Origin of the sequence: Kitasatospora sp. NPDC057965, from assembly GCF_042887135.1 — a bacterium.
Taxonomy (GTDB): Bacteria; Actinomycetota; Actinomycetes; order Streptomycetales; family Streptomycetaceae; genus Kitasatospora.
In genome coordinates, this window is sequence record NZ_JBHVPZ010000006.1 from 344,204 (window position 1) to 358,163 (window position 13,960).

Here is a 13,960-nt window from a genome sequence, read left to right on the forward strand (position 1 = left end):
GTTCACTCCTCGACTCGGCCTGAACGCCGTTGACCTCGGCGTTCCGTTGAGTCGATCTTGGCTTCGACGGCGACGGCGGCGCACTGGGGAGCGCCTCCCAACCTTCCTGGGGGAAGCCCCCGGCGGAATTCGGTGGGCGTCGCCCCGCCCGCCGGGGGGGCGCCGTCCGTTACCGGGCGCGCAGGGCCCGCTCGCACTCGCGGCAGCGCTGCTCGGCGAGGGCCGGCGGGTACCAGGGTTCGCCCAGGCCGGGCCGGAAGTGGGCGTGCTCCATGTCGCCGGTGTCCCGGCCGCACAGGGTGCGGGGCAGCGGGTCCTCGGGCACGTCCGGGTCGGAGCCGGCGGCGTGCACGGCCGCGACGGCGGGCTCGACCCCGTCGGGGCCGAGCACCCGGGCGGGTTCCAGCTCGTAGAGGACGACGATCGAGGCCATGGCACGAGGATCGGCCGCCCGGACCGCCGGGACACCCCGGGGTGGGCTGTTCGGGGGCCGGGGCCGCTTCCGGGGCGTGCCCAGCGGGGTCGGGCAGCGTGTCGGGCAGCGCGTCGGGCAGCGGCGCGAAGGACGCGAAACAGGACCAATGGCACGAGCGGTCCGGGACCTCCGGACCGAGATCAGGTCCCGGTGGACCGATCCCCGGCCGTGCCGGGAGGAGCAGTGTGGTGATCACGGCGCAGGGCGGGCCGGACCGACGGGGCATCACCCGTTCGGACCAGCCGCGTTGCCGCCGGAAGCGCCGTTGGCAAGCGTGGGCGAGGTCTGCCGGCGCGCCGACGGCTGATCCACCGATCGAAGGAGTGCACGTGTACTGGAGCAGCGGGAACTACGAGGCGTTCGCCAAGCCGCGCAAGCCCGAGCGGGCCGACCGGGCGAGCGCCTGGTTCGTCGGTTCGGGCCTGGCGTCGCTCGCGGGAGCGGCGTTCCTGGTACGCGATGCGCAGGTGCCCGGCGAGCGGATCACCATCCTGGAGCGGCTGCGGCTGCCCGGCGGTGCGCTGGACGGCATCAAGGAGCCGGAGAAGGGCTTCGTGGTGCGCGGCGGCCGCGAGCTGGAGGACCACATGGAGTGTCTGTGGGACCTCTTCCGCTCGGTGCCCTCGCTGGAGGTCGAGGGCGCCTCGGTGCTCGACGAGTTCTACTGGCTGAACAAGGACGACCCGAACTTCTCGCTCCAGCGGGTCACCGAGCAGCGGGGCCGGGACGCCCGCACCGACGGTCTGTTCGCGCTGAACGACCGGGCGCAGAAGGACCTGGTGCGGATCTTCCTGGCCACCCGCGAGGAGCTGGAGGGCAAGCGGATCGACGAGGTCTTCGGCCGTGACTTCCTGGACAGCAACTTCTGGCTGTACTGGCGGACCATGTTCGCCTTCGAGGAGTGGCACGGCGCCCTGGAGATGAAGCTCTACCTGCACCGCTTCGTCCACCACGTCGGCGGCCTGCCGGACCTCTCGGCGCTGAAGTTCACCAAGTACAACCAGTACGAGTCGATGGTGCTGCCGCTGACCCGCTGGCTGATGGACCAGGGCGTGACCTTCCGCTTCGACACCGAGGTCACCGACATCGACTTCGACCTCACGCCCGGGCGCAAGCGGGCCACCCGGATCCACTGGACCGAGGCCGGAAAGCCCGGCGGCGTCGAACTCGGTGAGGACGACCTGGTGTTCACCACCATCGGCTCGCTCACCGAGAACTCGGACAACGGCGACCAGCACACCCCGGCCCGGCTGGACGACGGCCCGGCGCCGGCCTGGGACCTGTGGCGGCGGATCGCCGCCAAGGACCCGGAGTTCGGCCGCCCCGAGGTGTTCTGCGGCGACATCGCACAGAGCAAGTGGGAGTCGGCCACCGTCACCACCCTGGATCCGCGCATCCCCCGGTACATCCAGCAGGTCGCCAAGCGCGACCCGTTCAGCGGCGGCGTGGTCACCGGCGGCATCGTCACCGCCCGTGACTCCTCCTGGCTGCTGAGCTGGACGGTCAACCGGCAGCCGCACTTCAAGCAGCAGCCGGCCGACCAGATCGTGGTCTGGCTGTACTCGCTCTTCGTCGACCGGCCGGGCGACTACGTCCGCAAGCCGATGGCGGAGTGCACCGGCGAGGAGATCACCCAGGAGTGGCTGTACCACCTGGGCGTCCCGGAGGCGGAGATCCCCGAGCTGGCCGCCGAGGCCGCCCGCTGCGTGCCGGTGATGATGCCGTACGTCACCTCGTTCTTCCTGCCGCGCAAGGCCGGCGACCGGCCGCAGGTGGTGCCGGAGGGGGCGGTGAACTTCGCGTTCATCGGCCAGTTCGCGGAGACCGGACGGGACTGCATCTTCACCACCGAGTACTCGGTGCGCACCGGCATGGAGGCGGCCTACCGTCTGATGGACGTCGAGCGCGGGGTGCCGGAGGTCTTCAACTCGACCTATGACGTGCGCAAGCTGCTCGCCGCGACCAGCCGGCTGCGGGACGGCGCCGAACTGAGCCTGCCCGGACCGGAGTTCCTGCGCAAGCGGCTGCTGCACCGGCTGGAGGCCACCGAGGTGGGCGCGCTGCTGGAGGAGTTCGGGCTGATCGACGAAGGGCGGTAGCGGCACGGACCGGCGGGTCCGCGGACCGGGAACGGTCCGCGGACCCGCCGGTCCGCCGGTCGTCGGTATCCGTACGGAACATGGCGATCACAGACGGTTCACCCCGGTATCGAACGGTTCGCCCGCCGTGCAGCGGGCAAGCAAGGCGTATGGATGACACGCGCAACCGCGAGGTGGACGCCGTGGTCGACCGGGCCGACGCACGGCAGCTGACCGACGAGCTCCGCGCGGCGGTGACGGAGCCCCGCACCGCCGCGCTGGTACTGACCCGGCGGGTGCGCGCGGCGCACCGGAGCCGGGCGTGGACGGCGCTGGGCCACCCCTCCTGGGACGCCTACGCCATGGCCGAGCTCGGACTCCCCCGGCCCACGGCCTACCGGCTGCTGGACCTGGCGGACACCGCCGGGGTGATCGAGGACACCGTGGCCCGCGAGGCCGGGCCCTCGCTCGCCCACGTCTGGGACAGCTGGGCGGTGCTGGACGTCCGGGCGGTCGTGGACCTCCGCGGCCGGCTGGCCGAGCTGTCCGACCTGCTCGCCGACCGGCTGGGCCAGGTGCGCGCGGAGGCCGGCGACCGGCCCCAGGAGCCCGCCCGGGTCGCCGCCGCCGTGGCCGACGCCGTCGCGGAGCTGTGCGAGCGCCCGGACGTGCCGCCCGCCGAGCTGCACAGCGTCCCCGGGCCCGACGGCATGGACGTCGAGGCCTGGCGCACGGCCGTCGGCGAGGGGCTGGAGGTGCAGAAACGGCTGCGGGGCGGCTTCCGCGAGCTGGGCCTGCTCGCCCTGCGCGTGGCACCGGGCTACGTCTCGGACCACGACGCCGAGGCCGTCCTGCACCTGCTCGGCGAGGAGATCGGCAGCACCTGTGACGAGCTGCTGGCCTGCCGCCGCTACGCGCTGACCGGCGACGCCCGCGCCGTCGAGGGGATCTGAGCGGCAGGGAACCCGGCGGTCGGCGGCCGCTCAGTCGCCGCGCGGGAAGCGCGCGGCGTCGGCCTCGGACCAGATCGTCTCGCCCTGGCTGTGCGGCTCGGCGCCCCAGCGGTCGGTCCTGGTCGGGATCGCCGTCCGGTAGGCCCGTCCGGGGCGGTGCCGGGGCGTGCCGCCCGCGGTACCTCAGGCGCTGCGAGCGGTGAGGCGCCCGGCAGCGGCACGACGGGCGAGGCGCCCGTGTTCCCGCTCCGCCCACCGCCGCACCCGGTCGGGGTCCAGCGCGGTGCCGTGGCCGACGTGGAGGCGGGTGGGGTCGAGGGCGAGCATCTCGCGCAGGCTGGCGAGGTTCTGCCGGGGGTCGTCGTGGAAGGGCGGGTTGGCGGGCCTGGCGCGGACGAGGCCCATGAAGGAGTTCGCGATCAGGTCGCCGGCCACCAGGTCCCCGGCGTCGGTGAGGACGGAGACCGATCCTGCGGTGTGACCGGGGGTGGGCATGATGCGCGCCGCGAGGCCGAAGTCCTCCAGGCTCGTCGCCCCGCGGACGAGCACCGTGGGTTCGAAGGGCTCGGCGCGGACGTGGAGCTTGCGGTTGCGGGCCATCAGACGGCCCATCGGGCCGGTGGGCAGGTAGGGCTCGCGGACCCGGCCGGAGCGGTACGGTCCGAGGTCGGCGACGTGCCCGGCCAGGGGCGCTCCGGTGAGCCGGTGCAGTTCGGCGGCGGAGCCGAAGTGGTCGATGTGACCGTGGGTGATGACGATCAGCGCGATGTCGGCGGGGTCGACGCCGTGGGCGGTGATCCGGTCGAGGATCCTTCGGCCGCTGCCGGGGGTTCCGGCGTCGACGACGACCGGGCGACGGCCGAGCAGCAGATAGGCGTTGATGTTGTGCCGGCCCATGACCGGGATCGGGACGACCTTCGTGCTGGACACGGTTCTCCTCCGGGGCGTGCTGGTCGGTGCCGCGCGTGCGGGCACGGCGGGGCGCGGCCGGGGCGCGAGCGCGACGGCCAAGCGGATGTGCGGGTGGCGTGGGTCAGAAGCGGCGGCGGTACTCGGCCGGGGTGGTGCCCAGCCGCCGGCGGAAGACCCGGTGCAGCGTCTCCACGGAGCCGAGGCCGCTCGCCGCGGCGACCTCCGGCATGCTCCGGTCGGTGTCCTGCAGCAGCCTCCGGGCGGCCTCCAGCCGGGCCGCCTCCACGTAGGCGGCCGGTGTGGTGGAGGTCCGCAGGCGGAACAGCCGGGTGAAGTGGCGCGTGCTCAGGTGCGTGCGGGCCGCGAGGGCTTCGAGGGAGAGGTCCTCGGTGAGGTGCTCGCCGATCCACCTGCGCAGTTCGTCGATCCGGTCGTCCGAGGAACCGGGGACGGAGAGCGGCACGCTGAACTGGCTCTGCCCTCCGGAGCGTTTGACGTACATCACCATCATCCGGGCGGTCGCGAGGGCGAGGTCCTGACCGTGGTCCTCGGCGACCATGGCGAGCGCCATGTCCATCCCCGAGGTGACACCGGCGCAGGTCCACACCCGGCCGTCCCGGATGAAGATCGGATCGGGGTCGACCAGGACGTCGGGGTGTTCGGCGGCGAGCCGGCCCGCGGTGAGCCAGTGGGTGGTGGCGGGCCGGCCGTCCAGCAGCCCGGCGGCGGCCAGCAGGTGTGCTCCCGCGCAGATCGACCCGGTCCGCCGGGCCCGGGGGGCCGCATCGCGCAGCCACGCGGTGACCCCGTGGTCGATCACCGGTTCCACGCCGCCGTCGACGACCTCGATCGCGCCCGCCACCAGCAGGGTGTCGATCGGGCCGGCCACCTCGTCGAAGGCCAGGTCCGCCAGCAGGCGCACGCCGCTGGAGGTGGTCACCGGGCCGCCGTCGGCCGTCGCGATCCGTACGACGTAGCCGGGCCGGTCGGCTGCCCCGACCCTGGAGGCGACGGAGAACACCTCGGCCGGTCCGGTGGCGTCCAGCAGCTCGATGCCGGGGAAGGCGACGATCACGACGTGGTGCGGTTGGGGCGGTTGGGGCATGCCCCGATCCTGCCGCCGGACCGGGCACGGCCACAACGACCAGGATCTGTCACATCGGGCCATCGGGGGCCCGACGGCCCTCAGTAGCGCAGGACGGCGGCGATCCGGCCGGCGTCGGACAGGGTGCCGTCGGGCACGAAGCTGACCTGGCCGCCGGTGTCGAGGGTGCGTTCGACGACCTCGTCGACGATGTCCTCACGGGCGCCGGACTCCTCGGCCGCGGCCGGCACCAGGTGCTCGCCGTCGTCGCGGACGGTGGTGCGGAAGTTCTCCTCGACCACCAACCGGCCGAGCCGGCCGTCACCGGCGGCCCGCCAGACCTCGTCCAGGCCGGCGGCGAAGGTCTGACGGCCGCGGGCGGCGTCGAGCTGGGCGAGCGCCTCGGTGGTCTCGCGCTCGGCCTGCGCGCGTACGGCGGGCTCGACCACCTTGCGGACCGTCTCGGCGTCCGCCTGGGCGAGGCCGCCGTGCGGGATCTGCTCGGTGGCCTCCTTGGCGATCGGGCCGACGGCGTCCAGCAGGGCGAGCGCGGCGGCCTCGCCGGTCACGTACAGCGGGCGGCGGTCGGCGGCGAGCAGCTTGCCGACCTCGGTGTCGGCCTGCCGCAGGAAGGTCTTGGTCTCCTCGTCGCGGAAGGTGCTGGGCGTGTCTCCGATGCGCTCCTGCCGCTCGGGGTCGGGGTTGTCGAAGACCCGCACCAGCGGGAAGCCGTGGCCCCGGTCCTCGGCGACCCGCTCCTCGTCGCCGCCCCACAGCACCACCCGGTCGGCGGCGACCGCGAGCACCCAGTAGGGGCGCTCGGCGGCCTGGGAGGCGACCAGGTTGCGGGTCAGGAAGGTGTCCGACAGCACCACCCGGGCGGGCGCGGTGCGCCCGAGCGACCAGACCTGGTGCTCCCCGGGGGCGGCGAGGATCGCCAGGCCGTCCTCGGCGTGCACCAGGTCCACCTCGGCGAGGGCCCGGTCGAGCTGCTCCAGCACGTCGATCCGGTCCGCGCGGGAGACCTCGGGGTCGGCCTGGACCCGCTCCTTGGCCTCGGCCAACAGGTTGCGCAGCCGGACCGGGTCCTGCGCGCTGTCCGGCTCCCGGCGGTGCGTGGGCATCAGGATGGACACCGCCGGATACGGCCTCGGCCGGCGCAGCTCGGCGAGGACGGCGGGGCTGAGGGCACGCTGCATGGGGACCCTTTCCGAAGGCGGCTCGGCCTTCTCTGCCTGGACACGCGGAGCCCGGAACCGCTCACGCCTGTCCGTAATGTCCTCAATGTACCGAGATGCCACTCAGCCCGCCGCCCGCTGTCCGCTGTCCGCTGTCCGCCGAGCCGGGGCCGCCTGCCGTCACTCGATCCAGACCAGCACCCCGTGGCGCCGGGTCGCGACCGCCCGCAGGAACTCCGTCAGGGCCCGGTACTCGGCCGTCACCAGGTGCAACGAGTCCTCGTCCGCCCAGAGGCTCTGCGGGTAGACCCGCGCCTCGGCGAGGTCCGCCCCGGTGACCCCTTCGGTCAGCCGCCCCGGGTCGAGCGCGGCGAGCGCCCCGGCGGCGAGCCGGACCCGGTCCGGGGCGATCCGCGACGGCGGCCCGTAGCCCCAGTCCTCCGCACCCGGAAGCTCCCCCTCCCCGTGCACCAGGTCGACCGGGAAGCCGCGGCGCCGGAGCAGGAAGTCCAGCGCCTGCCACGCCTTGCCGGTCTCGTGCAGCCGCGGCCGGCCGCCCGCACGCTCGCCGTCGTCCGCGTCGTCCAGTTCCTCGACGAACTCCAGGGCCCACTCCGGCTCCCGCTCCGCCCGCTCCAACTCCCCGGCACTGAGCCGGAGGTAACGCCCGATCATGCTCATGGCCGCAGCCTAGGGCCGGCCGCCGACACTCCCCCGGGCCCCTGCGGGACGGCCGGCCCCGGCCTCGTCGACATCGCGGTGGGACAGGACCGCGGCGCCGGCGGACGGGGCCTCGACGGCCACCGGGGCCAGCAGCAGGCCGGTGTGGTCGCCCCAGTCGACGCAGTCCAGCACCCGCCCGACGAACCACGCGGGCGCCTGGGCCAGCACCGGCACGCCGTACGGGCCGTGGTACCACTCGACGCCCGCGAACCGGTCGGTGCCGTCACCACCCGGGCCGTCGAACTGCGTGGCCGGCCCGTGCCCGTACGGCAGCAGGTGGACACCCAGCGCGTCGGCCGCGAGGGCCGCGTCGTGGGCGCGGTCGGCCTTGGGGATCCACACCACGAACCGCACCGGGTCGACCGAGCACTGACCCGCGAAGCCGACCAGGCACCCGGCCGGCGGCGGCCCCGGCGCGGTGACCATGTACACCGGCTGGACCAGCAGGGCCGCGAACGTGTCGAAGTCGCCCATACCCCCAGCCTAGGAAGCCGGCCGGGGCTTCGCACCCGGCCCGGGACGAACCTCCCGCCCGCCGAACGGACGTCCGCCGCCCGCACGCCCCGTCCCGGTGGACGGGGCCGCTGGACAGGCGATCGGGCGGGACGACCGCCTCCGTCCGCACCGCACGCGGGCCTACGCGGTCTTCCGCGACGCCCGGCTGATCACCCTGCCCGGCGTCGGCCATGTCGCCCGGGCAGGAGCGGCCGGCCATCGTCGCGGCGGTGGTGCGCGCCCTGATCGCGGAGACGGACGGCCCGCCCGGGGGGCTGGAACCGTCCCGGACCGCACGGCGCTTGACTGACGGTGCACAGGAGGTCCGGAAGGGTGCCGCCGGACAAACCGGCCGGTCATGCTGGGAACCGGCCGAGCGGAACACCGGGTTCCCGCACCGGCCGATCCTCTCCCCCGCTCGACTGCTCGACCCTGCGCGACGAGCACGACCGAAAGGCCGTCATGCCCTTCATCACCCTCTCCGACGGTTCCCAGAAGTTCTACAAGGACTGGGGCAGCGGACGGCCCGTCGTCCTGTCGCACGGCTGGCCGCTGAACGCCGACGCCTGGGAGGGCCAGGCCGTGGCCCTCGCCTCGGCCGGCTTCCGGGTCGTCGCCCACGACCGGCGCGGCCACGGCCGCTCCACCCAGACGTGGGACGGCAACCACATGGACCAGTACGCCGACGACCTGGCCGAGCTGATGGACCAGCTCGACCTGACCGACGCGGTACTGGTCGGCCACTCCACCGGTGGCGGCGAGGTCGCCCGCTACCTCGGCCGGCACGGCAGCGCCCGGGTGCGCAAGGCCGTCCTGCTGGGCGCCGTCCCGCCGCTGATGCTGCGCACCGACGCCAACCCCGAGGGCACCCCGATGTCGGTCTTCGACGGCATCCGCGCGGGTGTCGCCGCCGACCGCTCGCAGTTCTACTACGACCTGAGCGAGGCCTTCTACGGCTTCAACCGCCCGGGCTCGGAGCCCTCCGAGGGCAAGCGCCGCGAGTTCTGGCTGCAGGGCATGCAGGCCGGCCTGAAGGGCGCCCTGGACTGCATCGAAGCGTTCTCGGAGACCGACTTCACCGAGGACCTCAAGAAGATCGACATCCCGGTCCTGGTCGCGCACGGTGACGACGACCAGATCGTCCCGATCGCCGCCTCCGCGAAGAAGGCCGTCGAGCTGCTCTCCCAGGGCACCCTGAAGGTCTACCCGGGCGCGCCGCACGGCCTGGTCGGCGCGTACGAGGCCGCGTTCACCAAGGACCTGGTCGAGTTCGCCGCCGCCTGACCTTCCGTCCCGGCCCGGCCCGCGTACGAGGGCCGACGGCGGGGCCGACGGGAGGTGGCCGCTGGAAGGCCGGCGGAAGAACGGCCGGGGCCGGGCGGGCGGCCGGGCGGGGGTGACCTGCGGCGCGACGGCGGACCCCGTGGGATTCCCGGTGGAGGGGGCTTCCGGCCATCGGGCCGGACCCCGAGGATACCGCCGGGAATCCGACGGAACCCTCCGGAGAGTAGGTCAGTCCATGCTCCGCTTCGCCGCCCGGGCCGCCTCGGCCCTCGCCCTCGCCGGCGCGCTGGTCCTCGCCGCCACCGCACCCGCTCCCGCCGACCCGACCGTCACCCCCAATGCCCAGGACCTCGTCGGCCTCGGCGCGCAGGCGACGGAGGGCCTGTTCACCCAGCTCTCCGGCGAGTACAACGCCTCCCTCGCCGCCGCCGGTGACGTCACCTCCTCCCGCCTCCACAGCTGGGACTCCAGCGGGACGAGCAACGTGATCGTCCCCAAGTACGGGGCGACGACCATCTACCGGCCGTGGAGCACGGACACCGGCCTCAAGGCCCTGACCTACAACACCAAGGACACGGTCGACTTCGTCCGCGCCACGCGGCCGCCGAAGCCCACCGACCCGGTCGACGGGCCCACCAACCTCCCGCTGAGCTTCATCGCCGTGGCCAAGGACGCCGTCAGCTGGGCCGCCCCGGCCGGCGGGAACGCGCCGACCACGCTGACCCCCGCCCAGCTGACCGCGATCTTCTCCTGCAAGACCACCAGGTGGAGCCAGATCAGCCCGTTGCTCCCCAACACCGTCATCCGGCCGGTCGTCAGCGGCGACGTCACGGTGGACTACTACGGCGTGCACGGCACCGGACTCGACGCCACCGGCTTCTTCCTGGAGAAGATCGGCTACGCCCAGGCGGTCCAGGACCTGACCTTCGACCACTCCTGCGTCAGCGTGGTGGCCCGCGAGAACCAGGGCACCGACCCGATCCTGCAGAACCCCGACGCCCTCGTGCCGTACTCCGTCGGCCGCTACGTCGGCCAGGCGTACGGCGGCCACAGCACCCCCGGCGACGAGCCCGGCGTCCTCACCCCGCGGGCGATCAACGGAGTCGTCCCGGTCACCACCGCCCACGTCATCAACCCCGCTTTCACGGCGACGCCGTTCGGCCGGATGCTGTCCGCCGTCGTCCGCCCGACCGAGTGGACGGCGCAGGACGCGCACGGCACCGCCCTGCGCGCCGTCTTCGGGCCCAGCGGGTGGATCTGCCAGCAGGGCCAGGCCGTTGTCAGCGGCCACGGGTTCCAGAGCCTGCCCTCCTTCGTCTGCGGCACGATCGTGCACTGAACCCGCCGCCGACCCGCCGGCCCCGGACGTCCGAAGGCGGCGTCCGGGGCCCGCCCGTCAGCGCCCCGCCAGGCGCTCGCCCAGGGCCCGCGCGGCCTCGGAGCCGCCCGCCGCCAGGTGGTCGAGCAGCGCCAGCACCGCCGCGTACTCCCCGCGGGCCAGCGTCACCGGGGCCCCGTCGGTGGACAGCCCGGCCTCGATCGCGGCCTCGGCGGCCCCGTCGAGGTCCGGCCCGCTCGACCACCGGCCGGTCTGGACGACCCGCCCCGCGATGTGCACCGTGCCCGTGATGCTGTTGGTGACCTCCACCGTCGCTCCCCCTCGTTCGTCGTGCCCGTGCCCGTGCCCGCACTGTAGCCGGGCCGGACCGCGCCGGCCCCGGCCCGCGAGGGCGGCTGACAGTGGCGCATGGGACAGTTCCGTCCATGAACATCACGACCACACTGCGCAGTTGGGACGAGTCCGTCGCACTCTTCGAGCAGCGCGGGCTGCCCGAGGACTCCTACGAGAACCTGTACGAGGAGGAGTACGACGTCCATGTCGGGGATCTGGCGGTGGAGGGGAACTTCGACCTCGACGCCGCCGAGCCGGACGGCACCGGCTACATCGTCGACGGCGGTCTCACCGTCGGCGGCGCGATCATCAACACCGACGACGGCTGCCCCGCACTGATCGTCCTCGGCGACCTCACGGCCGCCGCCGTCTACCTGGAGGGCGACGCCAAGCTCCTGGTCCGGGGGGACGTCCGGGTCGGGGCCTTCGTCGGCCACATGACCGACAAGCTGGTGATGATCAACGGTGACCTGCACGCCCAGGTCACCGTGCTGTCCTCCGAGTTCAGCCCCGACCTCATCGGCGGCACCCTGCGCGGCCCGGTGCTCGCGCCCCCGTACCTCGCGCCCGACCCGCAGGCGCCGGTCGCCCCGGAGAGCGTGCTGGTGCCCGAGGTCCTGCGCACCGAGGGCGAGGACGACCCCGACGAGCTGCGCAACTTCGACGCCCCCGGCGTCCACGGGGGCCGTCTGCTGCAGCGCATCGAGGCCGGCCTTCCCGTCGCCCTGACCGGCCCGGACGCGGCCGGGCGGTAGGGCTTGCAGGGCGGACGGCCCGCCGCCCATGGGGACGGCCCGCCCGGACCGTCCCCTCGGGCTGACGGCCCGCGCCGGTGGGAGGATGTCCGGCATGACGGACAAGGAGACCCTCGGCGAGGGCGTGGTCCTGGACGAACTGCTGCGCGAGGCCGCCGCCGACGAGGCCGGGGCGCTGTGGCGGCTGACCGGGGCGGAGCGCCAACTGGACGCCAACGTGGTGCGGCTGCGGCCGGAGGCCACCGTCGCGGAGCACGTCGAACCGGACCTGGACGTGCTGGTGCTGGGAATCGCCGGGGCCGGCACGCTGCGCTGCGGCGGCGTCGCGCACACGCTGGAGCCGGGCGTGCTGCGGCTACTGCCGCGCGGCGCCGCGCGCGGTGTGTCGGCGGGACCGGAGGGCGTCGTCTATCTGACGGTCCACCGGCGCCGGCCGGGCCTGGCCATCCGCCCCCGCCCCTGAGGCCCGTCAGCGCCCCGTCTCCCGACCAGTCCGGAGTCGTAGGCGGCGACGGCCGCCTGCAGACGGTCGCGGACGCCGAGGTTGGCCAGCAGGCTCTGGATGTGGCTCTTCACGTGGTCTCGGCGACGTGGAGCGAATCCACGATCTCGGCGTTGGAGAGCCGGCGGGCCAGCAGCGGGAGCATCCAGCTCCGAGACCGCTGTTCGGCGGCCGTACGTCTTGGTCAGTCCCCGCGCCTCGATCACGGCCGCCCCGCTTCGTCCATGCCTGTGTCCATGGTTACGAGGCTGGGAACGCACTCGGCGGACGGGCCTGCGCCGGGTGGACGACAGCTCGGCCGCGGCGCGCTCGCGCCTCCTCCTCAGGGGAGGAGCAAGCACGCCGCACGGCGCTCCGCTACCGGGCGCCGAGCCCTGCCAGGTAGCCGAGCACCGCGTCGTGGGCGCCCGACAGGGCGGTGAGGGCGATGTGGTTGTCGGGCCGCACGAGCACCAGGGCGTCGCGCGTGACCCCGTACGCCCGGCGGACCGCGCCGTCGGGGTCGTCCAGCGCCACCGGGCGTACGTGGCCGGGCAGTTCGGTCAGATCGGGCCGGGCGCCCGGTCCGAGGCCGAGCAGGGTGAAGTGGTCGCCGGCGAAGTGCTCGAAGAGGCGGGCCGGTCCACCCCCGGGCCCTGCGCAGGGGCTGTCGGGCGCCCGGTCCCCGGCCCGGACGGCACCGGGGAGGCGGTCGGCGGCCAGGCTGCTCCACCGGTAGCCGAGCGCGAGGCCGGTGAGGTCGCCCACCCGGCCCGCCTCGACCCCCACGCCGGGCGTGTCCGCCCCCGCCATGACGGCCGCCATCCCGGCGCTGGTGACGTCGAGCGTCCAGGCGGCGATCGGCAGCCGCTCCTCCTGGTAGGTGTCCAGCAGGGCCGGCCCGGCGAGGCCGCGCAGCACGTACCCGAGCTTCCAGGCGAGGTTCCAGGCGTCCTGGATCCCGGTGTTCATCCCGAGCCCGCCCGCCGTCGGGTGGACGTGCGCGCAGTCACCGGCCAGGAAGACCCGTCCCTCGCGGTAGCGCTCGGCCATCCGGACGTTGACCCGCCAGGTGGACAGCCAGGTGGCGTTGGCCAGCCGGAGGTCGGTGCGCCCGGTGTGCAGGGCGGCCAGCCGCCGGAAGCTCTCCAGCGACGGGGCGACCGGCCGGCCGTCGGCGTCCGTCTCCGGGCTCGCCTGCAGCTGCCAGCGGCGGGTGCCGGGGAACGGGCAGAGCATGAACGCGCCCCGCGGCCCGAACCACTGGTGCCAGGCGGCCGGGTCCAGCCCGGCCACCTCCACGTCGCCGCAGACCATCACCGGCTCCGGGTCGCCGTCGCCGACAAACGGGATGCCGAGCAGCCGACGCACCGTGGAGCGCCCGCCGTCGCAGGCGACCAGGTACTCGGCGGCGATCCGCCCGCCGTCGGCGAGCGAGACCTCCACCCCGGCGCCGTCCTGCCGCAGGTCCACCAGTTCGGTGGCGAGCTCGACCCGTACGCCGTGCTCGGCCAGCCGCTCGCGCAGCAGCCGCTCCACCCGGGTCTGCGGCAGCCACAGGCTCGCCACGTACGGGGTGGTGGCGGTGGGCTCGGCGCCGGCGAACGGCTCGGTCTCGTTGACGAACTCGCCGTCGAAGTACTTGCGGAACGGCAGGTGGGTGCGGCCCTCGGCCGTCAGCCGCTCGCCCAGGCCGAGGTCGGCGAGGATCTCCAGGCTGCGCGGGTTGACCGTCTTGCCGCGCGAGCCGGTGGGGAACTCCGGCGCCCGGTCGATCACCCGGACCGCCACGCCCTGCCGGGCCAGCCCGCACGCCAGGGTCAGTCCGGTCGGCCCCGCCCCCGCGATCACCACGGTCGTCATGTGTCTC

The 13,960-nt window shown here is 74.3% G+C and carries 14 protein-coding genes; 6 read left to right on the plus strand and 8 right to left on the minus strand.

The genetic code is table 11. The features are described from left to right. Positions 1-169 precede the first annotated feature (169 nt). The gene (locus ACFVVU_RS10425) at positions 170-433 is read right to left on the minus strand and encodes a hypothetical protein (RefSeq protein WP_380688200.1); all 264 of its coding nucleotides are present in this window, start codon (positions 431-433) and stop codon (positions 170-172) included. A gap of 371 nt (positions 434-804) precedes the next feature. On the opposite strand from ACFVVU_RS10425, the gene ACFVVU_RS10430 reads away from it, so the two are divergent. Beyond that, positions 805-2,574, plus strand: coding sequence for an oleate hydratase (locus ACFVVU_RS10430; protein WP_380688198.1), 1,770 nt, complete (start codon positions 805-807; stop codon positions 2,572-2,574). Between the two features lie 149 nt (positions 2,575-2,723). Next, positions 2,724-3,506, plus strand: a complete 783-nt coding sequence (locus tag ACFVVU_RS10435; protein ID WP_380687581.1) for a hypothetical protein — start codon at positions 2,724-2,726, stop codon at positions 3,504-3,506. 183 nt (positions 3,507-3,689) lie between these two features. Here the strand turns inward: ACFVVU_RS10435 and ACFVVU_RS10440 are convergent, their stop codons facing one another. The 5 genes from ACFVVU_RS10440 to ACFVVU_RS10460 all read right to left on the minus strand — a co-directional run bounded on the left by ACFVVU_RS10440 (position 3,690) and on the right by ACFVVU_RS10460 (position 7,877). Beyond that, positions 3,690-4,436: an MBL fold metallo-hydrolase gene (locus ACFVVU_RS10440; RefSeq protein ID WP_387789155.1), complete on the minus strand. Its 747-nt coding sequence runs from the start codon at positions 4,434-4,436 to the stop codon at positions 3,690-3,692. A 103-nt stretch (positions 4,437-4,539) separates the two neighbouring features. Next, positions 4,540-5,523 (minus strand): GlxA family transcriptional regulator, encoded by a 984-nt coding sequence (locus ACFVVU_RS10445; RefSeq protein WP_380681098.1) that lies wholly within the window; start codon positions 5,521-5,523, stop codon positions 4,540-4,542. An 80-nt stretch (positions 5,524-5,603) separates the two neighbouring features. Further along, entirely contained in the window at positions 5,604-6,701 is a 1,098-nt protein-coding gene (locus ACFVVU_RS10450; protein WP_380681095.1) for a chemotaxis protein, read from the minus strand. A 159-nt stretch (positions 6,702-6,860) separates the two neighbouring features. Continuing rightward, positions 6,861-7,361 (minus strand): YfbM family protein, encoded by a 501-nt coding sequence (locus tag ACFVVU_RS10455; RefSeq protein WP_380681092.1) that lies wholly within the window; start codon positions 7,359-7,361, stop codon positions 6,861-6,863. 9 nt (positions 7,362-7,370) lie between these two features. Further along, positions 7,371-7,877, minus strand: coding sequence for a flavin reductase family protein (locus tag ACFVVU_RS10460; protein ID WP_387789158.1), 507 nt, complete (start codon positions 7,875-7,877; stop codon positions 7,371-7,373). Positions 7,878-8,360: 483 nt separating this feature from the next. Here ACFVVU_RS10460 and ACFVVU_RS10465 point away from each other — a divergent pair, with 483 nt between their 5' ends. Beyond that, positions 8,361-9,182: an alpha/beta fold hydrolase gene (locus ACFVVU_RS10465; protein WP_387789159.1), complete on the plus strand. Its 822-nt coding sequence runs from the start codon at positions 8,361-8,363 to the stop codon at positions 9,180-9,182. Between the two features lie 235 nt (positions 9,183-9,417). Next, positions 9,418-10,521 (plus strand): substrate-binding domain-containing protein, encoded by a 1,104-nt coding sequence (locus ACFVVU_RS10470; protein ID WP_387789161.1) that lies wholly within the window; start codon positions 9,418-9,420, stop codon positions 10,519-10,521. A gap of 57 nt (positions 10,522-10,578) precedes the next feature. On the opposite strand, the gene ACFVVU_RS10475 is transcribed toward ACFVVU_RS10470, so the two are convergent. Then, positions 10,579-10,830, minus strand: a complete 252-nt coding sequence (locus ACFVVU_RS10475; protein ID WP_380681080.1) for a hypothetical protein — start codon at positions 10,828-10,830, stop codon at positions 10,579-10,581. Between the two features lie 116 nt (positions 10,831-10,946). Between ACFVVU_RS10475 and ACFVVU_RS10480 the strand changes: the two genes are divergently transcribed. After that, positions 10,947-11,609, plus strand: a complete 663-nt coding sequence (locus ACFVVU_RS10480) for a hypothetical protein (RefSeq protein WP_387789163.1) — start codon at positions 10,947-10,949, stop codon at positions 11,607-11,609. A gap of 94 nt (positions 11,610-11,703) precedes the next feature. After that, complete coding sequence (locus tag ACFVVU_RS10485) at positions 11,704-12,072, plus strand: hypothetical protein (protein WP_387789165.1); 369 nt, start codon at positions 11,704-11,706, stop codon at positions 12,070-12,072. A gap of 396 nt (positions 12,073-12,468) precedes the next feature. On the opposite strand, the gene ACFVVU_RS10490 is transcribed toward ACFVVU_RS10485, so the two are convergent. Continuing rightward, on the minus strand, positions 12,469-13,953 hold the full coding sequence (locus ACFVVU_RS10490) for an FAD-dependent monooxygenase (protein ID WP_387789167.1): 1,485 nt from the start codon (positions 13,951-13,953) through the stop codon (positions 12,469-12,471). Between the last annotated feature and the right edge of the window lie 7 nt (positions 13,954-13,960).